The organism is Amycolatopsis lexingtonensis, from assembly GCF_014873755.1.
Lineage (GTDB): Bacteria > Actinomycetota > Actinomycetes > Mycobacteriales > Pseudonocardiaceae > Amycolatopsis > Amycolatopsis lexingtonensis.
Genome location: NZ_JADBEG010000001.1, coordinates 7,917,558 through 7,943,371, shown reverse-complemented (window position 1 = coordinate 7,943,371; position 25,814 = coordinate 7,917,558). Strand labels below are relative to the sequence as shown.

General features: G+C 71.3%; 24 protein-coding genes. 12 read left to right on the top strand and 12 right to left on the bottom strand.

Annotated features, from left to right (window positions below):
* The first annotated feature begins 52 nt into the window (after nt 1–52).
* Nucleotides 53–2,467 (top strand): DEAD/DEAH box helicase, encoded by a 2,415-nt coding sequence (locus H4696_RS36830; protein ID WP_192783112.1) that lies wholly within the window; start codon nt 53–55, stop codon nt 2,465–2,467.
* Between the two features lie 84 nt (nt 2,468–2,551).
* Here H4696_RS36830 and H4696_RS36825 read toward each other — a convergent pair whose 3' ends face one another.
* The 8 genes from H4696_RS36825 to ssd form a co-directional block, all read right to left on the bottom strand.
* The gene (locus H4696_RS36825) at nt 2,552–3,169 is read right to left on the bottom strand and encodes a bifunctional DNA primase/polymerase (RefSeq protein WP_086865715.1); all 618 of its coding nucleotides are present in this window, start codon (nt 3,167–3,169) and stop codon (nt 2,552–2,554) included.
* An 846-nt stretch (nt 3,170–4,015) separates the two neighbouring features.
* Nucleotides 4,016–4,375, bottom strand: a complete 360-nt coding sequence (locus tag H4696_RS36820; protein ID WP_086865513.1) for an Rv3654c family TadE-like protein — start codon at nt 4,373–4,375, stop codon at nt 4,016–4,018.
* Nucleotides 4,368–4,721: a TadE family type IV pilus minor pilin gene (locus tag H4696_RS36815; RefSeq protein WP_225955900.1), complete on the bottom strand. Its 354-nt coding sequence runs from the start codon at nt 4,719–4,721 to the stop codon at nt 4,368–4,370. Before H4696_RS36815 ends, H4696_RS36820 begins: the two co-directional genes overlap by 8 nt.
* Nucleotides 4,718–4,894, bottom strand: coding sequence for a DUF4244 domain-containing protein (locus H4696_RS36810; RefSeq protein ID WP_086865512.1), 177 nt, complete (start codon nt 4,892–4,894; stop codon nt 4,718–4,720). The genes H4696_RS36815 and H4696_RS36810 overlap by 4 nt, the downstream gene beginning before the upstream one ends.
* Nucleotides 4,895–4,918: 24 nt before the next feature.
* Entirely contained in the window at nt 4,919–5,629 is a 711-nt protein-coding gene (locus H4696_RS36805; protein WP_086865511.1) for a type II secretion system F family protein, read from the bottom strand.
* Nucleotides 5,626–6,384: a type II secretion system F family protein gene (locus H4696_RS36800; RefSeq protein ID WP_086865510.1), complete on the bottom strand. Its 759-nt coding sequence runs from the start codon at nt 6,382–6,384 to the stop codon at nt 5,626–5,628. Before H4696_RS36800 ends, H4696_RS36805 begins: the two co-directional genes overlap by 4 nt.
* Nucleotides 6,385–6,448: 64 nt before the next feature.
* Nucleotides 6,449–7,600: a TadA family conjugal transfer-associated ATPase gene (locus tag H4696_RS36795; RefSeq protein WP_192782737.1), complete on the bottom strand. Its 1,152-nt coding sequence runs from the start codon at nt 7,598–7,600 to the stop codon at nt 6,449–6,451.
* Nucleotides 7,601–7,856: 256 nt separating this feature from the next.
* The gene (gene ssd / locus H4696_RS36790; protein ID WP_086857898.1) at nt 7,857–8,930 is read right to left on the bottom strand and encodes a septum site-determining protein Ssd; all 1,074 of its coding nucleotides are present in this window, start codon (nt 8,928–8,930) and stop codon (nt 7,857–7,859) included.
* A gap of 562 nt (nt 8,931–9,492) precedes the next feature.
* Here ssd and H4696_RS36785 point away from each other — a divergent pair.
* The 8 genes from H4696_RS36785 to H4696_RS36750 all read left to right on the top strand — a co-directional run bounded on the left by H4696_RS36785 (nt 9,493) and on the right by H4696_RS36750 (nt 20,102).
* Nucleotides 9,493–10,323 (top strand): HAD family hydrolase, encoded by an 831-nt coding sequence (locus H4696_RS36785; RefSeq protein WP_086857899.1) that lies wholly within the window; start codon nt 9,493–9,495, stop codon nt 10,321–10,323.
* A gap of 666 nt (nt 10,324–10,989) precedes the next feature.
* Nucleotides 10,990–12,678 (top strand): glycoside hydrolase family 3 protein, encoded by a 1,689-nt coding sequence (locus H4696_RS36780; protein ID WP_225957778.1) that lies wholly within the window; start codon nt 10,990–10,992, stop codon nt 12,676–12,678.
* Complete coding sequence (locus tag H4696_RS36775) at nt 12,675–13,961, top strand: exo-beta-N-acetylmuramidase NamZ family protein (RefSeq protein WP_086857901.1); 1,287 nt, start codon at nt 12,675–12,677, stop codon at nt 13,959–13,961. Before H4696_RS36780 ends, H4696_RS36775 begins: the two co-directional genes overlap by 4 nt.
* 47 nt (nt 13,962–14,008) lie before the next feature.
* The gene (locus tag H4696_RS36770; protein WP_086857902.1) at nt 14,009–15,727 is read left to right on the top strand and encodes a serine hydrolase domain-containing protein; all 1,719 of its coding nucleotides are present in this window, start codon (nt 14,009–14,011) and stop codon (nt 15,725–15,727) included.
* A 238-nt stretch (nt 15,728–15,965) separates the two neighbouring features.
* The gene (locus H4696_RS36765) at nt 15,966–16,940 is read left to right on the top strand and encodes a MurR/RpiR family transcriptional regulator (RefSeq protein ID WP_439384245.1); all 975 of its coding nucleotides are present in this window, start codon (nt 15,966–15,968) and stop codon (nt 16,938–16,940) included.
* A 23-nt stretch (nt 16,941–16,963) separates the two neighbouring features.
* Nucleotides 16,964–17,893 (top strand): N-acetylmuramic acid 6-phosphate etherase, encoded by a 930-nt coding sequence (locus H4696_RS36760; RefSeq protein WP_086857904.1) that lies wholly within the window; start codon nt 16,964–16,966, stop codon nt 17,891–17,893.
* 63 nt (nt 17,894–17,956) lie between these two features.
* Nucleotides 17,957–19,048, top strand: coding sequence for a Nickel transporter NicT (gene nicT / locus H4696_RS36755; protein WP_086857905.1), 1,092 nt, complete (start codon nt 17,957–17,959; stop codon nt 19,046–19,048).
* Between the two features lie 64 nt (nt 19,049–19,112).
* Complete coding sequence (locus H4696_RS36750; protein ID WP_086857906.1) at nt 19,113–20,102, top strand: NAD-dependent epimerase/dehydratase family protein; 990 nt, start codon at nt 19,113–19,115, stop codon at nt 20,100–20,102.
* Here the strand turns inward: H4696_RS36750 and H4696_RS36745 are convergent.
* Both H4696_RS36745 and H4696_RS36740 read right to left on the bottom strand, forming a co-directional pair.
* The gene (locus H4696_RS36745) at nt 20,099–20,821 is read right to left on the bottom strand and encodes a Fic family protein (protein ID WP_086857907.1); all 723 of its coding nucleotides are present in this window, start codon (nt 20,819–20,821) and stop codon (nt 20,099–20,101) included. The genes H4696_RS36750 and H4696_RS36745 overlap by 4 nt on opposite strands.
* Nucleotides 20,814–21,311, bottom strand: coding sequence for a phosphoribosyltransferase (locus tag H4696_RS36740; protein WP_086857908.1), 498 nt, complete (start codon nt 21,309–21,311; stop codon nt 20,814–20,816). Before H4696_RS36740 ends, H4696_RS36745 begins: the two co-directional genes overlap by 8 nt.
* A 112-nt stretch (nt 21,312–21,423) precedes the next feature.
* Here H4696_RS36740 and H4696_RS36735 point away from each other — a divergent pair, with 112 nt between their 5' ends.
* From H4696_RS36735 to H4696_RS36725, 3 genes are all read left to right on the top strand, one after another.
* Entirely contained in the window at nt 21,424–22,026 is a 603-nt protein-coding gene (locus tag H4696_RS36735; RefSeq protein ID WP_086857909.1) for a GNAT family N-acetyltransferase, read from the top strand.
* A 100-nt stretch (nt 22,027–22,126) separates the two neighbouring features.
* Nucleotides 22,127–24,109, top strand: a complete 1,983-nt coding sequence (gene acs / locus H4696_RS36730) for an acetate--CoA ligase (protein WP_086857910.1) — start codon at nt 22,127–22,129, stop codon at nt 24,107–24,109.
* Nucleotides 24,110–24,252: 143 nt separating this feature from the next.
* A complete protein-coding gene (locus tag H4696_RS36725; RefSeq protein WP_086857911.1) occupies nt 24,253–24,726 on the top strand; it encodes a DUF6319 family protein in 474 nt (157 codons plus the stop codon).
* 53 nt (nt 24,727–24,779) lie between these two features.
* Here the strand turns inward: H4696_RS36725 and H4696_RS36720 are convergent, their stop codons facing one another.
* Nucleotides 24,780–25,352 carry a DinB family protein gene (locus tag H4696_RS36720; protein ID WP_169734901.1) on the bottom strand — a complete coding sequence of 191 codons (573 nt, stop codon included), beginning with the start codon at nt 25,350–25,352 and terminating at the stop codon, nt 24,780–24,782.
* Nucleotides 25,353–25,359: 7 nt separating this feature from the next.
* Nucleotides 25,360–25,701, bottom strand: coding sequence for a cupin domain-containing protein (locus H4696_RS36715; RefSeq protein WP_225955898.1), 342 nt, complete (start codon nt 25,699–25,701; stop codon nt 25,360–25,362).
* Nucleotides 25,702–25,814: the final 113 nt, after the last annotated feature.

The following is a 25,814-nucleotide window of genomic DNA, read 5'->3' as shown; positions in this document are numbered from 1 at the left end:
GTGCCAAGCTCAGCTGGTGGAGGACTCGAGAGGGCGGCGGCTGCTGGGGCGGGTGACCGCCGGCATCCCCGCGCGCGAGAACCCGGTCACGCATGTGGCAGACCTTCCGGGCCGCGAAGCGGGTTACGCAGAGTGGCCGTCGTGGGCGGAACCGGCGGTCGTCGCTGCGCTGCGTGACTGCGGCGTCTCGGCTCCTTGGGCGCACCAAGCCGAAGCGGCCGCGCACGCGTACGAGGGTCGTCACGTCGTGATTTCGACCGGCACGGCGTCGGGCAAGTCGCTGGCCTACCAGCTGCCGGTGCTGTCGCGGCTCGCCGCGGGCGAGAAGGCGAACGCGCTGTACCTGTCGCCGACAAAGGCGCTGGGCGCGGACCAGCTGCGGTCGGTGTCCTCTTTGGACGTCCCGGGCGTGCGGGCGGCGTCGTTCGACGGGGACACCCCGATGGCGGAGCGCGACTGGGTGCGCGCACACGCGAACTGGGTGTTCACCAATCCGGACATGCTGCACCGCGGGATCCTCTCGGCGCACGGGCGGTGGGCGTCGTTCTTCCGGCGGCTCAGCTGCGTCGTGGTCGACGAGTGCCACAGCTACCGCGGGGTGTTCGGCTCGCACGTCGCCTTGCTGCTGCGCCGGCTGCGGCGGGTGGCCGAGCACTACGGCGCTTCGCCCGTGTTCGTGCTCGCCTCGGCGACAACGGCTTCGCCTGCTTCGTTCGCCTCGCGGCTGACGGGGGTGCCTTGTGTCGCCGTGACCGACGACGCCTCTCCGCGCGGAGCCCGCACGGTGGTGCTGTGGGAGCCGCCGCTGCTGGAGGAACTGACCGGGGAGAACGGCGCGCCGGTCCGGCGTTCGGCCGGTGCCGAGACGTCGCGGATCCTCGCCGACCTGGTCCTCGAAGGCGCTCGGTCACTGGCGTTCATCCGGTCGCGCCGGGGAGCTGAACTGGCCGCGCTGGGTGCGCGTCGCATACTGTCCGAAGTGGACCCGGTATTGGCGGAAACCGTTGCGGCGTACCGGTCCGGCTATCTGCCCGAGGAGCGTCGCGCACTCGAGGCGGCGTTGCTGTCGGGGCGGTTGCTGGGTGTCGCGACGACGAACGCGCTGGAACTCGGCGTCGACATCGCGGGGCTGGACGCGGTCGTGCTGGCCGGCTACCCGGGCACGCTCGCTTCGTTCTGGCAGCAGGCCGGGCGCGCGGGCCGGTCCGGCGATTCCGCGCTGGTGGTGTTCGTCGCGCGGGACGACCCGCTCGACACCTACCTCGTGCACCACCCGGCGGCGCTGCTCGAACGGCCGGTGGAGACGGCGGTGCTCGACCCGGCGAACCCGTACGTGCTGGCGCCGCAGCTCGCGTGCGCCGTGGCCGAGTTACCGCTGACGCTTTCCGAGCTGGAGGTGTTCGGCGGCCCGGCGGCGCTGGAGGTGCTGACCGAGCTGGCGGAGCAGAAGCTGCTGCGGCGCCGGTCGAGCGGCTGGTACTGGACATCGCGGGAGCGGCCGCACGCCGAGGTCGGCATCCGCGGCACGGGCGGCGAGCAGATCGCGGTCGTCGAAGCGGACTCCGGCCGGATGCTGGGAACGGTCGACCCGGGCTCGGCGTGCTTCGCCGTCCACCCCGGCGCGGTGTACCTGCACCAGGGGTCGTCGTACGTCGTCGACGAGCTGGACCTGGAGACCGGGCTGGCGCTGGTGCACGCGGAAAACCCGGACTGGACGACGACACCGCGTGAGGTCGTGGACATTTCGGTGCTCAGCACCCAGGAGAAGCAGGACTTCGGCGGGGTGAGCGTCTGCCTCGGCGAAGTGGCCGTGACGTCGCAGGTCGTCGGGTACCTGCGACGCCGGCCGTCCGGGGAGGTACTGGACCACACGCCGCTCGACCTGCCGGAGCAGAGCCTGCGCACGCGGGCGGTCTGGTACACGGTTTCCGCCGAGCTGCTCGGCGGCTCTTCGGCCGATGGCGTGGCGGGGACCGGGGGCCATCGGGTGGGGACCGAATCTGCGGGGCCGGTGGGGACCGGGGAGGAAACCCTGGCGAGCGGTCGGGGGCCCGCTCGCGAGGGTGGCAGGACACCGGGGGGTGCCGGATTGGTTCCGGCACGGGTCCCCGGTGCCCTGCATGCCGCCGAGCACGCGGCGATCGGCCTGCTACCGCTGTTCGCTACGTGCGACCGGTGGGACATCGGCGGGGTGAGTACCGCGTGGCACGACGACACCGGGGAGGCGACGGTGTTCGTGCATGACGGCCATCCCGGGGGTGCGGGATTCGCCGAACGCGGTTATGCCGCGATTGTCCCGTGGCTGGCCGCAACGCGGGAGGCGATCGTCTCCTGCGAGTGCCCGACGGGATGCCCGTCCTGCGTTCAGTCGCCGAAGTGCGGGAACGGCAACGATCCGCTGGACAAGGCGGGTGCGGTGGCCGTTCTGGAAACCGTGCTCGGGGCGTTGCGTCAACACGGGAGCTAGAACAGCCACTTGGTGGTTCATGGAGTTGTGTCCTGCTCCGCCTCGGCCGGGCTGGGACCGGCCGAGGGCGGTGGTTCGGGTGGCTCAGGCCGCGGTGGTCTGAACCAGGTGCGAAGCTTCGGCACCGGCCAGCGCACGGACGAGCACGTCGTGCACCTCGGCGGCGTCCGGCAGCTGCCAGCCGCAGACCTCGGGCTTGACGCGCCAGTGCACGACACCGTGCTGGAACGGCGACGGCGGCAGCGGGATGTAGCTGTCCTTGCCGTGCCACTGGATGCCGGCGCGGGACGCCAGCTCGGCCGGCACGTGGTCGGCGACGGTGGTCAGGAAGAGCCAGCGGCCGTTCGGCAGCGCGATGATCGGCGCGGGGTGGCCGATGGCGCGGAGCAGGCGGCAGGCGCGCTTGCCGAGTTCGTCGTCGACCTCGATGGCGTCGAGCACGGTGCCGGTCGCGACGAGGAGGCTGTGGGTGCGGTCGGAGAACCAGGTGGCGACCTCGTGGGCGTGGGTGCCGATCTGCTCGCGCCAGGCTTCACTCGCCGGCACCGGACGGCGCCAGGTGAGGTCGTCGCCCTCGGTGAGCGGAGCGGGGTTGACGCCCGGGAGCACTGGCCAGCCGCGCCAAGCGAGTCCGATCGCCTCCGCCCGCAGTTCGATGCGGAAGGCACCTCGCCAGCTGTCCGGCCAATTCGCGTCCAACATTGTCTTCCTGCCTTAGGTTCCGGTTCGCCGCGACCCGCTAAACCCTGTCGCCGTGTCGCACATCTCACTTAACGGCAAGTTGCACATTGCTCGGAACCCCCACGCGACAACCGGTGGTTACGAGGCGATGAACGCCCAGTGATCTCTACGGCCCGACCGAACCCGGCGGCACGGATCGACGGCGAACGGCGCCCGCGGACGGACCGTTCGTCGTGCGAATCCCCAGGACAGGCCGCTCGCGGAACGGACGGGCGGCGGCCGCGGCGCCGCTGTTCGGCCCAGGTGAGCGGGGTGTTCGACCGCTCGCCGTGCACTAACGACCGCTGCCCGTGACGATGCGCCGCTCGTCGGCGGGTCCGGGGCACGAGCCGGTTATCGCCGCATACCGACCGGTCGGCGCGGGCGAGCGGCAAGCCCGGCTGAAGGCGACGAGCGGCTCTGGCGACCGGTGCTCGGCAAGCGGTGGCGGGCGGTGGCGGGTGGGTGGGGTGGCCAATTGGCCACCGGCGGGCACGCCTGATGGCCTGCGAGCGGGCCGCGGCGGCAGCCAGCGCCCCCGCACGTACCCGCCAGCCACTGCGGCCGATGCTCGTCCGCACACGCCGCAGCATTAGGAGCCGCGCCAACAAGCACACGCCGCACGAACCGCCAGCCATCACGGGTGAGGCTCGCTGGCACCTGCCGCGGCGGCGGGAGACTCTCGTTGTGGCGGGCGCCCCGCGCTGCACCCCGGAGGTAGCAGGCCGCTGCACGCTGGCGGCGGCAGGCAGCCGTCGTGGCGGCCGCACCACCCTGCACCGCCGAGGCGGCGGGCTGCCGTGGTGGCCATCTCTGGCCACCCTCGCGTCACGGGGGCTGGCTGGTGGGACCGGCGCGGGCTCGGGCTGCCGGGCCGGGGAGGCCGGCGATACCGCCGGTTGGGGACTCGACCTCGATCAGGGCGTCGAGGCGTTGCCAGCGGCAGGTCAGGAGCTTCACTCCCATCCGGTCGGTGACCCAGCGGGCGCGTTCGCAGGCCTGCGTCGGACCTTCCGACGCGTGGGAGGCCGCCGCCAGGGCGCCCAGGTCGGCTGCCGCCTCGGCTCGGTGGCGGGCGATCGTTGCCGCTGCCAGCCAGATGCCGAGGGTGGCCACGCCCGTCAACGCGGCGACGGCCAGTGCTGTCCAGATCGTGGCCGCGCCGCTGTCCGAACGGAGGTCAGCCATCTTCGGTCCCGGTGCCCGGCTCGGCCACCGCGTAGGCCGTCGCGTTCAGGTGGACCGCCGGGAGCAGGCCGCCAGCTGGTTGGGCTGTCACCTTCACCGTTATCGCGTCGCCTGTTTGCTCGATGGTGAGCTTCGCGTCCGACGGGGCGATCCGGTGGACGGCCGCCGCTGCCAGTTCGGGCTGGCCCCTCGAGAGGAGTCTTGCCGCTTCGCGGGCCGCGTCGGTGCAGCGCAGCTGGCCCGTCAGGGCCGTCAGGGCCGCGACCAGCAGCACCGTGGTCACCGTCAGGCCGGCCAAGCCGAGGGCCGCTTCGACCGTCACCGCCCCTTCGTCGCGGCGGGTCATGACGGCACCGTCAGGGCCTTCATGACCAGGTTCGTCAGCCACGAGACCACCGAGTCTCCGGTGAGCAGGGTGTAGAGGACAGCGGCGAACGCCGCGACGGCCACGGTGACGATCGCGTACTCGACGGTCGTGGAGCCTTCGTCCGAGCGAAGGCGGCGCTTGAACGCACGCATGGGACTTCCCTTCGGTACTGGTGGTCAGAAGAGCGGGCCGAGGTGGCCGGCCAGGCCGAGGACGACCGGCAGCACGCCCAGGCAGAAGAAGGCCGGCAGGAAACACACGCCCACCGGCAGGGCCAACGCGACCCCGGCCCGTTCGGCGCGTTCCTCCGCTTCCGCGGCCAGCTCGTCGCGGAAGCGGACAGCGAGGTCGGCGGCCGCCGTGGCGAAGGCCGCGCCGGAGCGGGACGTCCGGGTGGCCGCGCCCGCCAGTTCGGCGAGGCCGGGGGTCGTGCGCACCGGATCCCACGCCTCTTCCGGACGGGAACCGAGGGCCAGGTGGCCGGCGGTCGAGCGCAGTGCCTCGGCCGCTTCCGGGGGCGCGGTGCCGGCGACGGCGTCGAGTGCCGTGGGAACGGGCAGTCCTGCTCGCAGGCAGGCCGCCAGGAGGTCGAGTGTTCCCGCTAGGCGGAGCCGGGTCGCGATGTTCGTCGTCGGTGCGCGTGGACGGCGGGCGCGGCGGATGGCCCACCAGCCGGTGACAGTCACGATCGCACCCACTGTCACCCCGGTGGCCCCGCCGACCAGCAGCGCCGTCGACACGCCGGCAGACGCCGTCGCGATGGGGCCGATCGCGCATGGCCACTTCCGGGCGCGCTCGCGGTGAGGCCGGGCGAAGCGCCGCGCTGCCGTGTCGTCCGGCCAGATGAACAGGGCTGAGGCGATGAGTACGAGTACGGCGGCGTTCATCGGATGCGCGCCTGTCCGGTCAGTGCGCGGCACCAGGCCGTTCCCGCCCAGAGCAGGAGGCTGCCGACGATCAGCAGCAGCCCGCCCGGCGTGCTGCCGGTCAGGACGGACAGTGGAGCCGCGCCCATGGCTTGCCCGAGGAGCAGGCAGAGCGCCGGCAGGCCGGTGAGCACCGCAGCGCTCGCCCGGGGTCCGGCCAGCTTTGCGCGCATCCGGCGGGCGAAGCCCAGACCCGCTTCAGCGTCACGGCGGGCCGCGTCGAGGACGTCGGCCATCGGTAAGCCGTAGCGCTTGCCCAGCGTCCAGGCCGCCGCCAGTTCCGGCAGGGCCGGTGCGCGCAGTTCGCTGTCGAGCCGGGCCGCCGTCGCCAAGATGCGGAAGTCGTTCGCCAGCGCCGGGACGACGTCCGCGGCCGCTTCCGCCGCGGTGACGGGGTGGGCTCCGGAGCGAAGCTCGGCCACCATCGTCCGCAACGCGGTCGCGGTGTGCGCGGCCATCGCCAGCTCGGCGGTGGCGCGCCGGTGGGCTCGCCACTCCTGGCGCCACGCCAGCGTCAGGACGCCGGCGGCGATCGCGCCGCCGACGCCGGCCAGCAGGCCGGCGAGTGCCGTCGGGAGCAGCCAGCGGACGACGCGCCACACGTCGGGAATGCGGAGCGGTGTGGGTGGCTCGACCGCCGCCTGGAGCCGGTTCGGTGGCGCGGGCCAGCACGCCAGGGCCGCGCCGAAGCACAGCGGGAGCCACGCCGTGATCACCGGCGTCTCCTCGGCTCGCGCGGGAAAGCGTTCACCAGCAAAGAAAATCGCAGCAACAGGAGGGTCAGCACGCGATCGCCCCCGAGGTCGCGAACAGGTGGCGGTCGATCGTCCAGCGGCCCGCGCGCCACACCGGCACCACCCGGGCCCGGCCGTGTTCGGCGCGGAGGACGCCGACCTCGGCGAGGCGACGGCGGCCGCCCTGTTCGCGTCGCATGTGCAGGACGACGCGGATCGCCGCGACCAGTTGGCTGTGCACGGCATCGCGGCCGAGACCGCCCAGCGCGGCCAGCGCCTCGATGCGGGCGGGCGCCTCGGCCGGGGAGTTCGCGTGGACGGTGCAGGCGCCGCCGTCGTGGCCCGTGTTCAGCGCGGTGAGCAACGCGCCGACCTCGGCGCCGCGGACCTCGCCGACCACCAGGCGGTCGGGGCGCATGCGCAGTGCCTGGCGCACCAGCTCGGGCAGGCCGACCGCGCCCGCACCCTCCACATTGGCCGGACGGGCGACGAGGCTGACGAACTGCGGGTGCGCGGGCTGCAGCTCGCCGGCGTCCTCGACGCAGACGATCCGCTCGCTCCCGTCGACCGCGCCGAGCAGCGCGGCGAGGAGCGTGGTCTTGCCCGCGCCCGTGCCGCCGGTGACGAGGAAGGCCATTCGCTTCGCGACGACGGTCCGCAGCAGCTTCGCGCCTTCGGCGTCGAACGCGCCGAGGGTGCGGAGTGCGGCGAGGTCGTGTGTCGCCGGGCGGAGGACGCGGAGGGACAGGCAGGTGCCCGCCGCCGCGATCGGTGGGAGGACGGCGTGGACGCGGATCCGGCCGTGCGGACCGGAACCGGGGAGCCAGCCGTCCACATAGGGCTGGGCGTCGTCGAGGCGGCGGCCCGCGGCGAGGGCGAGGCGCTGGGCCAGGCGGCGGACGGCTTCCTCGCCGGTGAAGCTGACGGTGGTGCGGGTGAGGCCGGCGGGGCCGTCCGTCCAGACTTCGCCCGGGCCGGTCACGAGCACGTCGGTGGTTGTCGGGTCCTCGAGGAGCGGGGCCAGTGGGCCGGCGCCGATGAATTCGTCGCGGGCTTGGCGGGCCGCGTCGAGGACGGCGTTGTGGCCGAGGGCGCCGGCTGCCTCGGCGCGGACGGCGGTGGCGACGGCGACCGGGTCGGCTTGGCGGCGGTCGCCGGCGAGGCGGTTGCGGACGCGGTCCACGAAGTCGGTCGTCATGGGGTCACCGGCTTGGTTGGGGGGTCGGTTGGGGTGGTGTGGGCTGTGACTCGGGTGCCAGCCGGGGGTGGGGTGGCCTCGGCCGTGACGCGGGTGCCCGCTTGTGGCGGGAGGGGCACCAGCGTCGGGGAAGGGGTGGGCGTGGCTTGGGTGGCGGGTGGCAGCAGTGACAGGAAGTTCTTCGCGCTTGCCGGACCGCGGCTTGCCAGGGTCAGCAGGGTTGTCAGCAGGAGGTCGCGCATTCTCGTCGGTGCTGTCATCGGGTGGCCGTTCGGGCTTCGTGGCGGGCTGCAGCCAGTACTCGGGCTGCTGCTTTGGCTACCGGGCCCGTCGTTTTCGCTGGGAACTCGCCGCGTTCGACTGCTGCTGGGAGGCCGCGTTCCGGGGGCATTGCGGCCAGTAGGGGTGGGCCGAGGAGGCCGGCTGCTTGGGCTTGGCCCGCGTCGGTGCTCGAACGTCCACATGCGACGACGCCGGTTCGGGCCGTCAGCTCGGACAGGCGGCGCAAGACCTGCTTCGCCGCCATGCAGGCGCGGAGTTCGACCGGCACCACCAGCACCACCAGGTCGGCCACCGCGACCGCTTCCGCGGCTGCGTCGGTGAGGGTGCGGGGGAGGTCGCAGACCACCGTGCGGCCCGAGCGGCGGCCCGCGGAAAGGACCGCCGACAGCGATTCGACCGAGGGGCCTTCGCCTTCGGGGCCGCAGGCCAGTACCGGCAGGCTGCCGCCGCGGTGCTTTCGGCGGGGCAGGGTCGCGGCCAGCGACGGCAACGAGACGCGGCCCGTCAGGCGTACGTCCGACCAACGGGGGCCGGGGGCCTTTTCCAAGCCGAGCAACACATCCAGGCCGCCGCCGAGCGGGTCACAGTCCACCAGCAGGGCGCCGCCGGGCTCGCGGTCGGCCGCCAGTGCCAGCGTCGCCGCGAACACCGATGCGCCCGCGCCGCCCCGGCCGCCGATCACGCCGAGGACCAGGCCGGCTTCCTCCGCCGGGGTTTCGACGACGTCGGCGAACGCGCCGGCCAGCTCGGTCTCCTCGTCCGGCAACGAGATCACGCGCTCGACGCCGCCGCGGAACGCGTGCTGCCACGTCTCCGGTCCCGGACTGCCCTTGCAGACCAGGAGGATCCCGCGGCGCCGGGGCAGGGCCGGTGGCAGCCGCACGGCTTCTTCGTCGAGGACCACCAGGGGCGCGCGGGCCCAGTGGGTGTGCGCCGCCGTCAGGTCCGGTGCCCGGTCCAGCTCGCAGCCCGCCACCGCCGCCACGCGCAGTATCTCGTCGAGCACGGTTTCGTCCGCGGCGACCACCAGCGGTCGTTCCCCCGTCATGCGTTCCTCCCCCGTCGTCGGTGCGGGCCGTGGGTGGCCCGGCTTCCACGGTCGCGGGCCGGGGCACGGGGGCACAACGGGTCGGGCGGCGAGCTGTGGACAACCCGGGTGCTGTGGACAACTTCCGGCCGGGCAGTGGCTCGCGAACCGGTTTTGTCGGTGGGCTGTGGCACGATCGCGCCCGCCCGCGACGCACGTGCGGCGGAAAGAGGTGCGAACCGCCGCACCCGACGATCCGGTGGCACCGGAAGACGGATTCCGCCCGGCCAAAAGAAAAGCGGCGAAGGTTAGCGGAAGGTAAGAGGGCGGCCCCCGCCAGGGGGGAGGGACGGGGGCCGCCGTGGGTTCAGCCCCGGGGGGTCGGACTGAACCGGCCCGGTTGGACACCGGGCTCCCTCACTGTAACTCCGCCCGGTGCCGGTTCGCGCGCCGGACGAGGCACACAGTTCGGTAACGGCACAGCGCGCCGGAAGTGCCTTCCTGTCATGGAATTTCCGGCGATGCGGCGCGCCCGTGGTGGATCAACGGGACGCGCCGCGATCAAGCTCTTATCCTGGGCGACGTGGCCGAACCGAGCAGTGCGCCGTCGCGCACGCGGAAGCCGGGCCCGGAGCACGCGGTGGCCGCGTTCTTCGACCTGGACAAGACGATCATCGCTTCCTCGAGCGCGCTGGCGTTCAGCAAACCCTTGCTGAGGGAGGGTTTGATCAACCGTCGCGCCGCGTTGCGAAGCGCCTACGCGCAGCTTGTGTTTTCGCTCGCCGGCGCCGACGAGAACAAGACCGAGCGGTTGCGCGCCGAGGTTTCCGCGCTGTGCGCGGGCTGGGACGTCGCCCAGGTTTCGGCGATCGTCCGCGAAACCCTGCACGACGTCGTCGACCCGCTCGTGTACGCCGAAGCGGCGGAGCTGATCGCGCGCCACCGCGCGGACGGCCACGACGTCATCGTGCTTTCGGCGACCGGCGAGGAGGTCGTCGCCCCCGTCGCCGAAATGCTGGGGGCGACGCGCAGCGTCGCGACGCGGATGCAGATCGTCGACGGCCGCTACTCCGGCGAAGTCGACTTCTACTGCTACGGCGCCAACAAAGCCGTCGCCGCGAAGCAGCTCGCCGCGACGCACGGCTACGACCTCGCCGAGTGCTTCGCCTACACCGACTCCAGCACCGACATCCCGCTGCTCGAAGTGGTCGGGCACCCGCACGCGGTCAACCCGGACAAGCTCCTGCGGCGCGAGGCGCTCGACCGCGGCTGGCCGATCCTCGCGTTCGACCGGCCGATGTCGCTGCGCACCCGGATCCCCACCCGATCGGCGGGAATCGTCGCCCTCGGTGTCGGCGCCGTGGCCGCCGGAGCGACCTGGTACGGCCTCAGCCGTCGCCGTCGGTCCCGGTAGCCGCCCGACCCGCCACCCACACGGCCGTACGGTCCCCGCTTTGCTTGGCCCAGCCTCGAATTGTCCGTCGCGCAGGGTGCCTGTGTCACCCGATCCAGCCTCTGTACCGGTGCACCCATCCGCGCACTTGAAGTGACCGGGCTCACGGCGTAGAAAGTAGGTGCGGACGTTCGGTCGGCCAGGGAGCAGGTAGAAGAGAAGCCTGTTCCACCCCGGCAAACCTCCGTGCGCGGACTCCGGGTACCCACGCGCAGCGCGCCGCGGGAGGCTCGTCGTCTAGGGACTGCGTAGTGGGACGCCACACGCCGAGTCCATGTAGGTACGACCAGAGTTGCACGCTTGGTCGCCCGAGAAGTTCGCGCTTGCAGGCGGCGCCCGTGGCCCTCGGCCACGGGCGCCGCCTCGTCTGTGTGCAGGGTTTCCTACCGATCCGGGTACGAACGACCCGTTGCTGCGGTCGGTCGATGGACATCGACGGATTCGGTGAGTAGCTTCCCGATACTGGCGCCTCCGAGTGGACTTCTGACGTCCGCCGGGCGCCCGCAACTTTCTGGGAGGCTGGTCGTGACGACCCGAAATCGGAGGTTCCATGCGCTCGCCCTGCCCGTCGCGGGGGTGCTCGCGTTCACCGGTGTGGGTGTCGCGACCGCGGCGAGCGCACCGCGGATGAGCGTGGACGCGCAGGCGGAGGCCGCCGCCACGCAGGCGCTGCGGGGGCTGACGCTGGAGGAAAAGGTCGGGCAGCTGTTCATCACCTGGGTGAACGGCAAGACGGCCGACGAGGTGAACCCGAAGAACCAGACCGACTTCGGTGTCGACACCCCGGCGCAGGTGGTCCGGAAGTACCACCTGGGCGGTGTCATCTACTTCAACAACGACACGCGCGACAACTTCGACGACCCGGTCCAGGTCGCGAAGCTCTCGAACGGGCTGCAGAAGGCCGCCATCACCAGCGGGGCGCACATCCCGCTGCAGATCGCCGCCGACCAGGAGGGCGGCACCGTCACGCGGATGGGCGCGCCGGCCACCGAGTTCCCGAACGCCATGGCCATCTCCGCCGGCCGGGACACCGGCCGGGCGACGCAGGCCGCCACGATCCTCGGGCGGGAGCTGCGCGCGGTCGGGATCAACCAGGACTTCGCGCCCGATTCGGACGTCAACTCCAACCCCGCCAACCCGGTCATCGGCGTGCGGTCCTTCGCTGGCCAGCCCGGGCTGGCCAGCGACTTCGTCACCGCCGAGCTCAAGGGCTTCCAGCAGTCCGTGGCCGCGACCGCCAAGCACTTCCCCGGGCACGGCGCCGCGCCGACCGACAGCCACACCGGGCTGCCGCGGATCGACAGCACCGAAGCGCAGTGGCGGGCCACCGACGTGCCGCCGTTCAAGGCCGCCATCGCGGCCGGCGTCGACTCGATCATGAGCGCGCACATCCAGTTCCCCAGCCTCGACCCGTCGCTCGAACCCGCGACGCTGTCGAAGCCGATCATCACCGGCAAGCTGCGTGACGAGCTCGGGTACAACGGCGTGGTCGTCACCGACGCCCTCGAGATGCAGGGCGTGCGCGAGCTGCACAGCGACGCCGAGATCCCGGTGCTCGCGCTCAAGGCCGGCATCGACCAGCTGCTCATGCCGGTGCACCTCGACCTCGCCGTCAACTCGGTGCTCAACGCCGTGAAGACCGGTGACATCCCGATGCAGCGGATCGACCAGAGCGTGCTGCGCGTGCTGAAGCTGAAGTTCAAGCGCGGCATCCTGTTCTCGCCGTTCGTCGACGCGAACCGCGTGATGAAGACCGTCGGCGTGCCGGCGAGCCTCGCGACGGCGCAGGACATCGCCGACCGCGGCATCACGGCCATCTCGAACGACGCCGGCCTGCTGCCGCTGAAGCAGAAGCCCGCGACCACGCTCGTCACCGGCTGGGGCGTCTCCACGACGGCGACGCTGGCCCAGAAGCTGACCGCGCACGGCACGGCCGCGACCGCCTACCAGACCGGGCAGGCGCCGACGGACGCGCAGATCGCGCAAGCCGTCGCGAACGCCCAGAACACCGACCTGGTGGTCGTGCTGACCAACAACATCGCCACCTACCCCCGGCAGACCAAGCTGCTCGACGCCCTCCAGGCCACCGGGAAACCGGTCGTCGCGGTCGCCGCGCAGATCCCCTACGACGCCGGCTACCCGAGCACCGTCAAGACGTGGCTGGCCACCTACGGCTACATCACGCCGACCCTCGAGGCGCTCGCCAAGGTGGTGCTCGGCGAGACGAAGCCGGTCGGGAAGCTGCCGGTCGACGTCCCGGCGGGCGCCGACCTGACCACCGTCAAGTACCCGTTCGGCCACGGGCTGACCTGGTGACGCTCGACCGGCGCCGCTTCCTGGGCGCGAGCGCGCTGGCGGTCCCCCTGCTGGCCGGCGGTTCGGCCGTCGCGGGAGCCCAGCCGGAAGCAGCCGAGCCGGAAGCTGGCCAAGGACAAGGCCCAGGCCGCGTCCTCACCGGCGCGGAGCAGCTGGCCGCGCAGGGCTGGGGTCCGCTCAAGGGCCGCAAGCTCGGGGTGCTGTCGAACCCCACCGGCGTGCTGCTGAACGGCGACCACATCGTCGACTCGATGGTCGCGGCCGGCGTCAAGCCGGTCGCGGCCTTCGGGCCCGAGCACGGCTTCCGCGGGAGCGCGCAGGCCGGCGGCTCCGAAGGCGATTACACCGATCCCCGCACGGGCGTCCCGGTGTACGACGCGTACGGCGTCGACGCGACGAAGCTCGCCTCGCTGTTCACCAAGGCGGGCGTCGACACCGTCGTCTTCGACATCGCCGACGTCGGCGCACGCTTCTACACCTACATCTGGTCGCTCTACACCGCGATGGTGGCGGCCGCCCAGGCCAAAGCCGCGTTCGTCGTGCTCGACCGGCCGAACCCGATCGGCGGCCGGGCGGCCGGCCCGCTGCTCGACCCGAAGTTCGCCTCCGGGATCGGGCGGAAGCCGATCGTCCAGCAGCACGGCATGACCGCCGGTGAGCTGGCCCGCTACTTCGCCGGGGAGTTCCTGCCCGGCGACGGCGTGAAGCTGGACCACCTCGATGTCGTCCAGGTCCGCGGCTGGCAGCGCGACACGCTCTTCGCGCGGACCGGGCTGAACTGGGTGCTGCCGAGCCCGAACATGCCGACCCCGGACACCGCGCTCGTCTATCCGGGCACCGGCATGTTCGAGGGCACAGTGTTCTCCGAGGGCCGCGGGACGACCCGGCCGTTCGAGATCATCGGCGCGCCCGGGCTCGACTGGCGCTGGCGCGAGAAGCTCGAAGACCTCGCGCTGCCGGGCGCGAAGTTCCGCGAGGTCTACTTCGTGCCGACGTTCAGCAAGTTCGTCAACCAGACCTGCGGTGGCGTGCAGCTGAGCGTGAGCGACCCGCGGGCCTTCGACGCGATCCGGACCGCGGTCGCCATGCTCGTCACGGCGAAGGCGCTGCACCCGGACGTCTTCGCGTGGCGCCCGGACAACTACATCGACAAGCTTTCCGGCTCCGACCGGCTGCGGACCGCGATCGACGCCGGGGCGGGCGTCGACGAGGTCACCGGGGCCTGGCGGGCCGAGCTCGCCGAGTTCGACCGCGGACGTCGCCACTACCTGCTCTACCGCTGAGGGGGAGACTCGTGCGTGCTAGGAAGGTCCTCGCCGCGGCCACCGGAGTGCTGGTCGCATTGACCACGTTGACCTCGGGAGCCAGCGCCATCACGGGACGCCACGACGCCGGCCGCTTCGACCGGCCGCAGCAGGGGTTCGCCCCGGCGTGGACGACCCTGCGCACCGGGCCCCCGCAGGAGGTCGGCCTGGACCCGGCGCCGATCAAGGCGGCCGAGGACTTCCTGGCGAGCTGGACCAAGCCGGACGCAACCGGGCACCCGCACTTCTCCGGCGCGGTGGGCCTGCTGGCGCACGACGGCGTCGTCGTCGACCGGTACGCGGTCGGCGGGGCGGTGCGGTACGCCGACGCGGCGGGCACCGAACTGCCCGCCGAGCAGCAGGTCCCGATGCGGAACGACACGATCTTCGACATGGCTTCGATCTCGAAGCTGTTCACGTCGATCGCCGTCCTGCAGCTCGTCGACCGCGGGCAGCTGACCATCGACACCCCGGTGTCGCGCATCTTCCCCGAGTTCGCCACCGGCGACAAAGCGGCCATCACGGTCAAGATGCTGCTCACGCACGTCTCCGGGTTCGACGCCGACCCGATCCCGTCGTTGTGGGCCGGTTACCCGGACATCCCGTCGCGCCGGCAGGCCGTGCTCGACAGCCCGCTGAAGAACAAGCCGGGCACGACGTACCTCTACTCCGACATCAACCTCCTCACCCTCGGCTTCATCGTCGAGAAGCTGACCGGGCAGCCCCTCGACAAGGTCGTCCACGACCGCATCACCGCGCCGCTCGGCATGGTCGACACGGGCTACAACCCACCCGCGTCGAAGCTGGACCGGATCGCCGCGACGGAGTTCGAGGCCAACCCGCCGCGCGGCATGGTGCGCGGCAGCGTGCACGACGAGAACGCGTGGTCGCTCGGCGGCGTCGCCGGGCACGCCGGGGTGTTCAGCACCGCCGGCGACATGGCCACGCTCGCCCAGACGATCCTCAACGGCGGCAGCTACCGCGGACACCGGATCCTGGGCGAGGAGACCGTGCGGCAGATGCTGACGAACTACAACCAGCAGTTCCCGGACGACTCGCACGGCCTCGGCTTCGAGCTCGACCAGCCCTGGTACATGGGCGCGCTGGCGTCGCCGGTCACCGCGGGGCACACCGGCTTCACCGGGACGACGCTGGTCATCGACCCGGAGTCGCGCTCGTTCGCCGTCCTGCTGACCAACCGCGTGCACCCGAGCCGGAGCTGGGGCTCGATCAACACCGCCCGCCAGGTGTGGGCGACCTCGCTGGCCAGGGCCATGGCGGTCCGGCCGGCGGCCGGGAAGGACGCCTGGACGAGCACGCTGGGTAACGCGAGCGTCGCCACGTTGAGTACGCGGCCTTTTACTACGGAAAGTGATCAAGCCAGCGTCTCTTTCTACGCCTTCGTGGACACCGAAGGGCCGACTGATCCACTTCAGCTGCAGGCCAGCACCGACGGCGTGAACTGGCAACCGATCGCTGTATCGGTATCGGGGCCGGGGGCACCCTCCGGAACTGTGACGTCGCTCTCCGGACACGGCCACCGTGCCTGGTGGAAGGTCATCGGGACACTGCCTCGAGCGGCGTCGGTGAGCCTCAGGTGGCGTTACAGCACCGATCCGAGTTACACGGGACGCGGAGTTTCGGTCGACGGTGTGAAAGTCACCGAGAGCGGCCGATCACTCCTCGACGGTGAACGAAACCCCGCCGCTTTCGTCGCTGAGGGTTGGCAGTTGAGCGCTCGGTGACCGAGCTGTCGCCAATTGTCGAACAAACACCCGAGTTTACCGTCCGTTGGCCGCTTGCACCGCGACACTAAGTTGCCAAGTCGTTAGCTTGACCTCGTTAACATGACCGACCTGGTTGGCGACTTTCTGGTCAGTGATTAATCGCAAATCCAGATCCGCAGACACGGACGGGTTGCGATCCGACCGAAGGGTGTGGGTAGCCTTGTCGCAGATGCCAACGGTTAGTAACTTTCCGACGGTGAGTGATACCGAATCCGTAATCGGCACGGCACCGTCCGAGCCCGTATCGGTCCAGCCGACCGTGCGGGACGCGGACGCCAGCCCGCTGGTCCGGATCCGGTCCCTGCTCCCCGGCCTGGCCCGCGCCGAGCAGCGTGTGGCGAAGGTGGTGCTGGAGGATCCCGCGCAGGTCGCGAGACGCAGCATCACCGAGGTGGCCCTGGCCGCCAACACGAGCGAAACGACCGTCACGCGGTTCTGCAAGGCCGTCGGCGTCGGGGGGTACCCGCAGCTGCGCATCGCGCTGGCCGCGGACACCGCGCGCACCGAGGCCCGCACGACCCGCAACCTCGGCGGCGAGATCGGCCCCGAGGACGACCTGGCGGCCGTCATCGGCAAGGTCAGCTTCGCCGACGCCCGCGCGGTCGAGGAGACGGCCGACCAGCTCGACGTGGCCACGCTGGAGCGCGTGATCGAGGTCGTCGCGAGCGCCGGCCGCGTCGACGTCTACGGCGTGGGCGCGAGCGCGTTCGTCGCCGCCGACCTCCAGCAGAAGCTGCACCGCATCGGCCGCGTGTGCTTCTCGTGGTCGGACACGCACATCATGCTCACCTCGGCCGCGGTGCTCAGCCCCGGTGACGTCGCCATCGGCGTCTCGCACACCGGCGCGACCACCGACACCGTCGAGGCGCTGCGCGTGGCCCGCGAGCACGGCGCGATCACCATCGCCGTGACGAACTTCCCGCGGTCCCCGATCACCGAGGTCGCCGACTACGTTTTGACGACCGCCGCACGGGAAACCACTTTCCGTTCGGGAGCGACGGCGAGCCGCATCGCCCAGCTCACCGTCATCGACTGCCTGTTCATCGGCGTCGCGCAGCGGCACATGGACGCGTCGGTCAGCGCCCTGGACGCGACCAGGGACGCGGTCGGCTCGCACCGCTTGGGGGTCAGGCCGGACGGTCGTCGCCGTCCGCGGGAAACCGGCAAGTAATGACCGGAGAAAATGTGAGGCGCATGATGACCGTCCCCACGCAGGCGGTGCACGTCGATTCGCCGACCGAGACCCGCAATCCCCGCACCACGGACATCGACCTGATGTCCACCGCGGGGATCCTGGGCGCGATCAACGCCGAAGACCGCACGGTCGCCGGCGCCGTGGCCGCGGTGCTGCCCCAGGTGGCGCGCGCGGTGGACTACGCGGTCGACGCCCTGCGAGCCGGCGGCCGGGTGCACTACGTCGGCGCCGGGACGTCCGGGCGCCTGGCGACACTGGACGCGGCCGAACTGGTGCCGACGTTCAACGTGCCGGCGGACTGGTTCATCGCGCATCACGCGGGCGGCGAGAAGGCCTTGCGCAGCGCCGTCGAAAACGCCGAAGACGACGACGGGGCCGGCGCGGCCGAGATGGCCGCGATGGTCCAGCCGGGCGACTTCGTACTGGGGCTGACGGCGTCGGGCAGGACGCCGTACGTCTTGGGCGCGCTGGCCGCGGCGTCCCGCCAGGGCGCGCGGACCGGGCTCGTCTCGGGCAACCCGAAGGCCGCCAAGCCCGTCGGCGTCGACGTGCTCATCGCCGTCGACACCGGCCCGGAGGCGATCGCCGGCTCGACCCGGATGAAGGCGGGCACGGCGCAGAAGATGATCCTGACGTCGTTCTCCACGGCGACGATGATCAAGCTGGGCCGGACCTACTCCAACCTGATGGTCAGCATGCGGGCGACGAACGCGAAGCTGCGCGGCCGGACCATCCGGATCCTGCAGGAAGCCACCGGCATGACGATGGCGGACTGCTCGGACGCGCTCACCGAGGCCGGGGGCGACCTCAAGGTGGCGCTGGTGCACCTGCTTTCGGGCACCGACGTCACGAGCGCGGCCAAGGCGCTGCACACGTCGGGCGGGCACGTGCGGAAGGCGCTGGACTTGGTGCGCGTGCGCGCCAGCTAGAACTCATTGCCGTTCATCTGTTCACCTGTCTAACCTCTCAGATGAGAGGGAGGCGGGTGGGCGATGGCGGGCACGGAAGAGGACTCGCGGCGCGGGCTTTCGCGCCGCGAGTGGGTGTCGGTCGGCGGGATGGCCGGGTTCATCCTGCTGCTCAACGTCGTGGGCTGGGTGGTGCTGGCGGTCTTCGTCGCACCCCACCACTACGCGCTGGGCACGACGGGCGTGTTCGGGATCGGGCTGGGCGTCACGGCGTTCACGCTCGGCATGCGGCACGCCTTCGACGCCGACCACATCGCCGCGATCGACAACACCACCCGCAAGCTGATGGCCGACGGCCAGCGGCCGCTGTCGGTCGGGTTCTGGTTCTCCCTCGGGCACTCGACGATCGTCTTCGCGCTGTGCCTCTTGCTCTCCCTCGGTGTCCGCGCGCTGGCCGGGCAGGTCGAGGACGGCTCCTCGGCGTTGCATGACGCGACCGGCCTCATCGGGACGTCGGTGTCCGGCGTGTTCCTGTACGTGATCGCGATCCTGAACCTCGTGGTGCTGGTCGGCATCCTGCGGGTGTTCCGGCGGATGCGCCACGGCGAGTTCGACGAGGCCGCGCTGGAGCGGCAGCTGGACAACCGCGGCGTGCTGAACCGCGTGCTGCGCGGCGCGACGAAGTCCGTGCGGAAGCCGTGGCACATCTACCCCGTCGGCCTGCTGTTCGGCCTGGGTTTCGACACCGCGACCGAGATCGGGCTGCTGGTGCTCGCCGCGGGCGCCGCCACGTTCGCGCTGCCCTGGTACGCGATCCTCGTGCTGCCGATCCTGTTCGCCGCCGGGATGAGCCTGTTCGACACCGTGGACGGCTGCTTCATGAACTTCGCCTACGGCTGGGCGTTCGCGAAGCCGGTGCGCAAGATCTTCTACAACATCACGGTGACGACGCTGTCGGTCGCCGTCGCGTTCGTCATCGGCACGATCGAGCTGGTGTCGATCCTTACCGAGAAGCTGGACATCACCTCGGGACCGCTGGCCGCGATCGCTTCGGTGGACCTGGACTACGTCGGATTCGGGATCGTCGGGCTGTTCGTGCTCACCTGGGTCGTCGCGCTGGCCGTGTGGCGGTTCGGGCGGATCGAAGAGAAGTGGTCGGCGAAACTGTCCGGTTAGGACGCTGCGTCCGCTGTCAGCGAATCCGCCTGGCGGGAGCGGGAATCCGTGCTTGGCTGCCGGGGTGGAGATCCTGGTCTTGGGCGGAACGGCGTGGGTGGGGCGGGAGCTGTCCCGGCAGGCGATCGAACGCGGTCACCGGGTGACCTGTCTCGCGCGAGGTGAGAGCGGGGAGGTCGCGCACGGAGCGACGCTGGTCGCCGCCGACCGGCGCGATCCGTCGGCGTACGAGCCCTTGCTCGGCCGCGTGTGGGACGCGGTCGTCGAAGTGTCGTGGCAACCGGGCTTCGTGCGGGGCGCGCTCGACGCGCTGGGCCGCAAGGCCGGGCACTGGGCGTACGTCTCGTCCGGCAACGTCTACGCCTCCCACGCCTCGCCGGGGGCGGACGAGACCGCTCCCCTGCTCGCCCCCACCGACCGGAGCGAGGCCGGCCGCGAGCTGTACGGCGAGGCGAAGGTCGCCTGCGAGCAGGCGTCGGCGGCCGTGGTGGGTGACCGGCTCCTCATCGCGCGGGCCGGGCTCATCGGCGGCCCCGGCGATCACAGCGGGCGCTCCGGGTACTGGGCCGCCCGCGCCGCACGCGATCCGCGAGGGCCGATGCTGGTCCCCGCCACGCCGGCCGCACCCACCCAGGTGATCGACGTCCGGGACCTCACCTCCTGGCTGCTCGACGCCGCGGCGACCGGAACCACCGGCACCTACAACGCCGTCGGCCCGGTCGTCCCGTTCGGAGAGTGGATCGAGCTGTCCCGCGCCGCCGGCGGGCACACCGGCCGCGTGGTCGCCGCCGAATCGGCGTGGCTGCTCGCCAACGGCGTGGCCGAGTACATGGGGCCCGAGTCGCTACCCCTGTGGCTGGCCGAGCCGGGCTGGGAAGGGTGGTCGGCGCGGGACGGCTCCTCGGCGCGCGCCGCGGGACTGCGGCACCGGCCCCGGGCGGAGCTGCTGGCCGACACGCTGCGCTGGGAACGCGAGCAGGGTCTGGACCGGGAGCGGCGTGCGGGCCTCAGCGCACAGCGCGAGCGCGAATTGCTCGCGGTCCTCGCTGCCTAGGAAGCGGCGTCCGAGATGCTCTTCGCTTCGCGCGCACCGGCTTCGAACGCTTCGCAGTTGAACAGCAGCCACTCGCGCACGCCTTCGGGTTTCCCGCTCGCGAATCCTTCGGCTGCTTCGAGATAGCGCGGCACCCGGCGGAAGAACGCGACTTCGGGAACGCTCAGCGCCTTCGGGTCCAGCCCGGTAGCGACCATCGTCAAACGAGCGGCCGCGCGCGCGACGACTCCGTCCGCGCTGCCGAACGGCTTGAGCGCCAACAGTTCTCCGTGCACGACGGCCGTCAGCACCGGACCCGGCACCGACGTCGCGCCCGTGACGAGCTGGGCCAGCAGCTCCAGGCGGCCACCGCCGGAATGCGGGCGCCCCAACGCATCCAGGTCGTCGACGAGGTCGGCCGCGGCGAGAACGTGCAAGCGCGCCAGGGCTTGGAGAGGCGCGCGGCGCCACGTCGGGAGGAGCGTTTCGAGGGTCTCCGCGACGCGCAGCGCGCCCGCGAGGACCGGGTCGGCGACCGCGCCGTCGGCGGGCAGTTCCGGGTTGGCGCCCTCGATGCCGGCGGACGCGCGGGCGGCGCGCACCGACGCTTCGGCCGCGGTCGCCGCGCCGCCGCGGAGGTTGGCGGGCAGGCGGTGCACCTTGAACACGGCGTCCTGCGCGGCTTTCGCGGCCGCGGCGACGCCTTCTAGGTCGAGGAGGGGCTTCAGCGGATCAGGCATCGAGCACCTGGCCTTCACGGGAGACCACGGGCGGCAGCACCGACCACGGGAAGTTGATCCAGCGGTCGGTGTGCCGCCAGACGTACTCGCACTTGACCGTGGAGTGCGGCTTCTCGTAGACGACGGCCGAGCGCACCTCGGCGACGTGGTCGAGGCAGAAGTCGCGCACGAGCTTGAGGGTGGCGCCGGTGTCGGCGACGTCGTCGGCGATCAGCACCTTCTTGCTCGTCAGGTCGACGACGTTGGGCACCGGCGGCAGCATCACCGGCAGGTCGAGGCGCTGGTCGACGCCGGTGTAGAACTCGACGTTCATCACGTGCAGGTTCTTGACGTCGAGCGCGTAGCCGAGCGCGCCGGCGACGAAGAGGCCGCCGCGGGCGATGGAGAGGACGAGGTCCGGCGCGAAGCCGTCGTCGGCGATGGTGTGAGCCAGTTCACGGCTCGCGGTGCCGAACAGCTCCCAGCTCAGCTCTTCGCGCTCTTCGGCCATCGATCTCGCCCTTCGTCGTGGTCAGCCGAGCATAGGCAACGCCGAAGTGGCCTGCGAAAATGCTCGGAAATTGGCTATCAGAAGCAGCCATTGCCGACCGTACGGTGATCACGTGAGTGACTGGAACACGCGACCGACGCTGGCCGGCGAGCACGTCCGCCTGGAGCCGCTAGTGCCCGAGCACGCCAAGGGCCTGCTCGAAGCCGGCGCCGACCCGGGCATCTGGGCCTGGCTGAGCATCCGGCAGCCGGGGGATCTTCCGGCCGCGGAGCGGATGGTCGAGCAGGCGCTCGCCGACCCCGACCGGCGGCCCTTCGCGCAGATCGACGTCGCCTCCGGCCGCGTCGCCGGGACGACCTCGTATTACCAGGTCGTCGAGAAGCACCGGATCCTGTCCATCGGGCACACCTGGATCGGCGCGGACTGGCAGCGCACCGGGCTGAACACCGAGTCGAAGCTGCTGCTGCTCGGGCACGCGTTCGAAACCCTTGGCGCGCAACGGGTCTCCTGGGAGACCGACATCCGGAACCTGCGCTCGCAACGCGCCATCGAACGACTTGGCGCGCTTCGCGAAGGCGTCCTGCGGGCGCACCGGATCCGCCCGGACGGCTCCTCGCGCGACACCGTCACCTATTCGATGCTGGCGCCGGAGTGGCCGGCGGCGAAGGCCCGGCTGAACGAACGCTTAGTCACCGCGGCTCGCCTGCCTCGGTGAAACGGCCGGGCAACGTGGGTGCAACCTTTTACAAGGCGGACTAACGTCGCTAGCGTGCCGCTAGCCGTCGTTTCGGCGCACTACAGGAGGCCTTGCAACCATGACCGAGCAGTCCCCAGCACTGGACAACCTGCTCACCGAGAGCCGCACCTTCCCGCCCAGCGACGAATTCGCTGGCCAGGCCAACGCGAAGGCCGACCTCTACGCCGAGGCGGACGCCGATCGCGAAGCGTTCTGGGCCAAGCAGGCCGAGCGGCTCACGTGGGACACGAAGTGGACCACGGTACTGGACTGGACCAATGCGCCGTTCGCGAAGTGGTTCGTCGGCGGCAAGCTGAACGTCGCCTACAACTGCGTCGACCGGCACGTCGAGTCCGGGCACGGCGACCAGGTCGCGATCCACTGGGTCGGCGAGCCGGGTGACACGCGGGACATCACCTACGCCGAGCTCAAGACCGAGGTTTCCAAGGCCGCCAACGCACTCACGTCCCTCGGCGTGACCGCGGGCGACGTCGTGGCGATCCAGCTGCAGATGGTCCCCGAGGCCATCTTCGCGATGCTCGCGTGCGCCCGGATCGGCGCGCTGCACAACGTCGTCTTCGGCGGCTTCTCGCCGACAGCGCTGCGGGCCCGTGTGGACGACGCCGCGGCGAAGGTCGTGATCACCTCCGACGGGCAGTTCCGCCGCGGCAAGGCCGCGCCGATGAAGGCCAATGTCGACGAAGCGCTCGAAGGCGCCAAGACCGTCGAAAAGGTCATCGTCGTGCGGCGCACCGGCGACAAGCTCGAGGGCGACGTGCCGTGGACCGACGGCCGCGACCTCTGGTGGCACGAGCTCGTCGACGGACAGTCCGAAGAGCACACTCCCGAAGCCTTCGACAGCGAGCACCCGCTGTTCATCCTCTACACGTCCGGGACCACCGGGAAGCCGAAGGGCATCCTGCACACCTCGGGCGGTTACCTGACGCAGACCGCGTACACGCACCACAACGTCTTCGACCACAAGGCCGGCGAAGACGTCTACTGGTGCACCGCGGACATCGGCTGGATCACCGGCCACAGCTACATCGTCTACGGCCCGCTCGCCAACCGCGTGACGCAGGTCGTCTACGAAGGCACGCCGAACACCCCGCACGAGGGACGGCACTGGGAGATCGTCCAGAAGTACAAGGTCTCCCTCTACTACACCGCGCCGACGCTGATCCGCACGTTCATGAAGTGGGGCGCGGAAATCCCGGAGAAGTACGACCTGTCGTCGCTGCGGGTGCTGGGTTCGGTCGGCGAGCCGATCAACCCCGAGGCGTGGATCTGGTACCGCGAGAACATCGGCGCGGGCAAGACCCCGATCGTCGACACGTGGTGGCAGACCGAGACCGGCGCGATCATGATCTCGCCGCTGCCGGGCGTCACCTCGACCAAGCCGGGTTCGGCGCAGAAGGCGCTGCCGGGCATCTCCGCGAAGGTCGTCGACGACCAGGGCGTCGAGGTCGGGCACGGCGGTGGCGGGTACCTGGTGCTCGACAAGCCGTGGCCGTCGATGCTGCGCGGGGTTTGGGGCGACGAAGAGCGCTTCAAGGAGACGTACTGGTCGCGCTTCAAGGACCAGGGCTTCTACTTCGCCGGCGACGGCGCGAAGTACGACAACGACGGCGACGTCTGGCTGCTGGGCCGCGTCGACGACGTGATGAACGTGTCCGGCCACCGCATCTCGACGACCGAGGTCGAGTCGGCGCTGGTCTCGCACCCAACCGTGGCCGAGGCCGCGGTCGTCGGCGCGACCGACCCGACGACCGGCCAGGGCATCGTCGCGTTCGTCATCCTGCGCGGCAACGCCGTGGACGGCGGCGAGGAGGCCATCCAGGCGCTGCGCAACCACGTCGCCAAGGAGATCGGGCCGATCGCGAAGCCGCGGCAGATCATGGTCGTGCCGGAGCTGCCGAAGACGCGCTCGGGCAAGATCATGCGCCGCCTGCTGCGCGACGTCGCCGAGAACCGGCAGGTCGGCGACGTCACCACGCTGGCCGACTCGTCGGTGATGGATCTGATCTCGTCGGGCCTGCAGTCGGGCAAGTCCGAGGAGTGAGCTAGCGTTCTCCCCGTCAGAGCCCTTCCGGCTTCGCGCCGGGAGGGCTCTGTCATGGAACCCCCGAGCGGCACGCGTCGAACGCATGTTCTACACTGTGCCGCGAACCACACCCACTTCCCGGGCAAGGAGACGACACGACGATGACCGTGGATGTCCTGACGCACGACGAGGAAACGGCTTCGGCCACCACCGAGGCGCCGGCCGTTGCCACCGACGAGGCGACCGTCACCGAGTCCGCGTCCCCCTCCCCTTCGGAAGGCTCGCCCGAGCCCGCCGAGGAAGAGGCCCCCAAGCCCAAGCGCGGCCGCCCCAAGGGCGCGGCGACGGCGTCCACGGCGAAGAAGACCCGCACGGTCGAACTGATCCTGACGGTCACCGGCACCGCCGACGGCGAGTGGCAGGCCGAGCTGAAGAACGGCTCCAAGTGGGTCGCGAAGGGCCTCGAGATCCCGGCGGCGGCGGTTTCGCGTGCGGCGAAGGAACTGCACAGCGAACTGTCCGGCCCGATCGACGAGGTGATCAACCAGGCCCGCGAGGCGCAGGCCGCGAAGGTCGCCGCGCTGGAGGCCGAGCTCGAGAAGGCCAAGCAGGCCCTCGCCGAGCTGGACGCCTGAGCTTCATTCCAGGAGACGCCCGGGTCCGCTTCGCGCGGGGCCGGGCGTTTCCGCTATCCGGCCGCGGCCCGGGCCGCCCGTTCGACCTCCGCCCGCCGGTCGTCCCAGAAGGCCGCGTCCCGACCCGCCGCCTCGACCTCGCCGTCCAGCTGTTCCCGCAGGATGTCGGCGTGCCCGGCGTGCCGGCTGGTCTCGGTGAGCACGTGCACCAGGACGTTGAACAGCAGCACGTCCGGCCGCGGCCACCACGGCACGTGGCCGGGCGAGTCGACGGCGAGCGCGGCGATGGTCGCGTCGGAGTGTGCCCAGGCACGCCGGTAGCGGCCGGTGATCTCCTCGCGGGTTTCGTGCTCGGTCGCCCACATGTCGGTGCCGCGCCCGCTGAGGTCGTCCCACCGCGGGACGGGCTCGGGGGACGGCCGGTCGAAGACCTCGCCGAAGTACCGGGCCTCCGTCACCGCCAGGTGCTTGACCAGCCCGAGGAGGTTGGTTCCGGTCGTGGTCAGGGGACGGCGGACGTCGTACTCGGAAAGCCCGTCGAGCTTCCCGAGCATCGCCTCGCGGATCTCCCGCAGGTCACTGTGCAGGTACTGCTTCGCGAACTCGTCGATCACGAGGTCCAGCATGCCCGGTTCAGGCGATCGGCGGCCGCCCCGGCAGCGGGGACTTGAACTCCACCCACATGGCGTCCGTCAGCGCCTCGACGTGGTGCTCCACGCCGCGCGGGTGCAGCGCCGAATCGCCGGGCTCCAGCTCCGCCTCCACCCCATCCACCGCGCCGCGCAGCCGGCCCGACAGGACGTAGACGATCGAGTCGTGGTCGTGCGAATGCGGCGGCGACGCCACGCCCGACGGGTAGTGGATCAGGTAGGCCAGGCCGTTTTCCGCCGTCTCCAGCAGCCGGAACCGGCCCTCGCCGCCGGTGACCGGGAGGCCCTCCACCGTGCGCAGCGGCTGCCACACTTGCTCGTCCATGCCGCCCATGATGGCCCAGAACCCGTGAGTCCACACAGGACCGCTTAGGTTAGGCATGTGTAATTTAGGCCCGCCTGACCGGAAAGGCCGCTCTCGCCCCGGTTCCTTTTCCG

What these genes read in the sequence shown, in the direction of transcription:
- H4696_RS36825 (WP_086865715.1), bottom strand. Translation starts at nt 3,169, where the DNA reads ATGTTGGACGCGAATTGGCCGGACAGCTGGCGAGGTGCCTTCCGCATC.
- H4696_RS36820 (WP_086865513.1), bottom strand. Translation starts at nt 4,375, where the DNA reads ATGGCTGACCTCCGTTCGGACAGCGGCGCGGCCACGATCTGGACAGCA.
- H4696_RS36815 (WP_225955900.1), bottom strand. Translation starts at nt 4,721, where the DNA reads ATGACCCGCCGCGACGAAGGGGCGGTGACGGTCGAAGCGGCCCTCGGC.
- H4696_RS36810 (WP_086865512.1), bottom strand. Translation starts at nt 4,894, where the DNA reads ATGCGTGCGTTCAAGCGCCGCCTTCGCTCGGACGAAGGCTCCACGACC.
- H4696_RS36805 (WP_086865511.1), bottom strand. Translation starts at nt 5,629, where the DNA reads ATGAACGCCGCCGTACTCGTACTCATCGCCTCAGCCCTGTTCATCTGG.
- H4696_RS36795 (WP_192782737.1), bottom strand. Translation starts at nt 7,600, where the DNA reads ATGACGACCGACTTCGTGGACCGCGTCCGCAACCGCCTCGCCGGCGAC.
- ssd (WP_086857898.1), bottom strand. Translation starts at nt 8,930, where the DNA reads ATGACGGGGGAACGACCGCTGGTGGTCGCCGCGGACGAAACCGTGCTC.
- H4696_RS36780 (WP_225957778.1), top strand. Translation starts at nt 10,990, where the DNA reads ATGAGCGTGGACGCGCAGGCGGAGGCCGCCGCCACGCAGGCGCTGCGG.
- H4696_RS36760 (WP_086857904.1), top strand. Translation starts at nt 16,964, where the DNA reads ATGATGACCGTCCCCACGCAGGCGGTGCACGTCGATTCGCCGACCGAG.
- nicT (WP_086857905.1), top strand. Translation starts at nt 17,957, where the DNA reads ATGGCGGGCACGGAAGAGGACTCGCGGCGCGGGCTTTCGCGCCGCGAG.
- H4696_RS36745 (WP_086857907.1), bottom strand. Translation starts at nt 20,821, where the DNA reads ATGCCTGATCCGCTGAAGCCCCTCCTCGACCTAGAAGGCGTCGCCGCG.
- H4696_RS36740 (WP_086857908.1), bottom strand. Translation starts at nt 21,311, where the DNA reads ATGGCCGAAGAGCGCGAAGAGCTGAGCTGGGAGCTGTTCGGCACCGCG.
- acs (WP_086857910.1), top strand. Translation starts at nt 22,127, where the DNA reads ATGACCGAGCAGTCCCCAGCACTGGACAACCTGCTCACCGAGAGCCGC.
- H4696_RS36725 (WP_086857911.1), top strand. Translation starts at nt 24,253, where the DNA reads ATGACCGTGGATGTCCTGACGCACGACGAGGAAACGGCTTCGGCCACC.
- H4696_RS36720 (WP_169734901.1), bottom strand. Translation starts at nt 25,352, where the DNA reads ATGCTGGACCTCGTGATCGACGAGTTCGCGAAGCAGTACCTGCACAGT.
- H4696_RS36715 (WP_225955898.1), bottom strand. Translation starts at nt 25,701, where the DNA reads ATGGACGAGCAAGTGTGGCAGCCGCTGCGCACGGTGGAGGGCCTCCCG.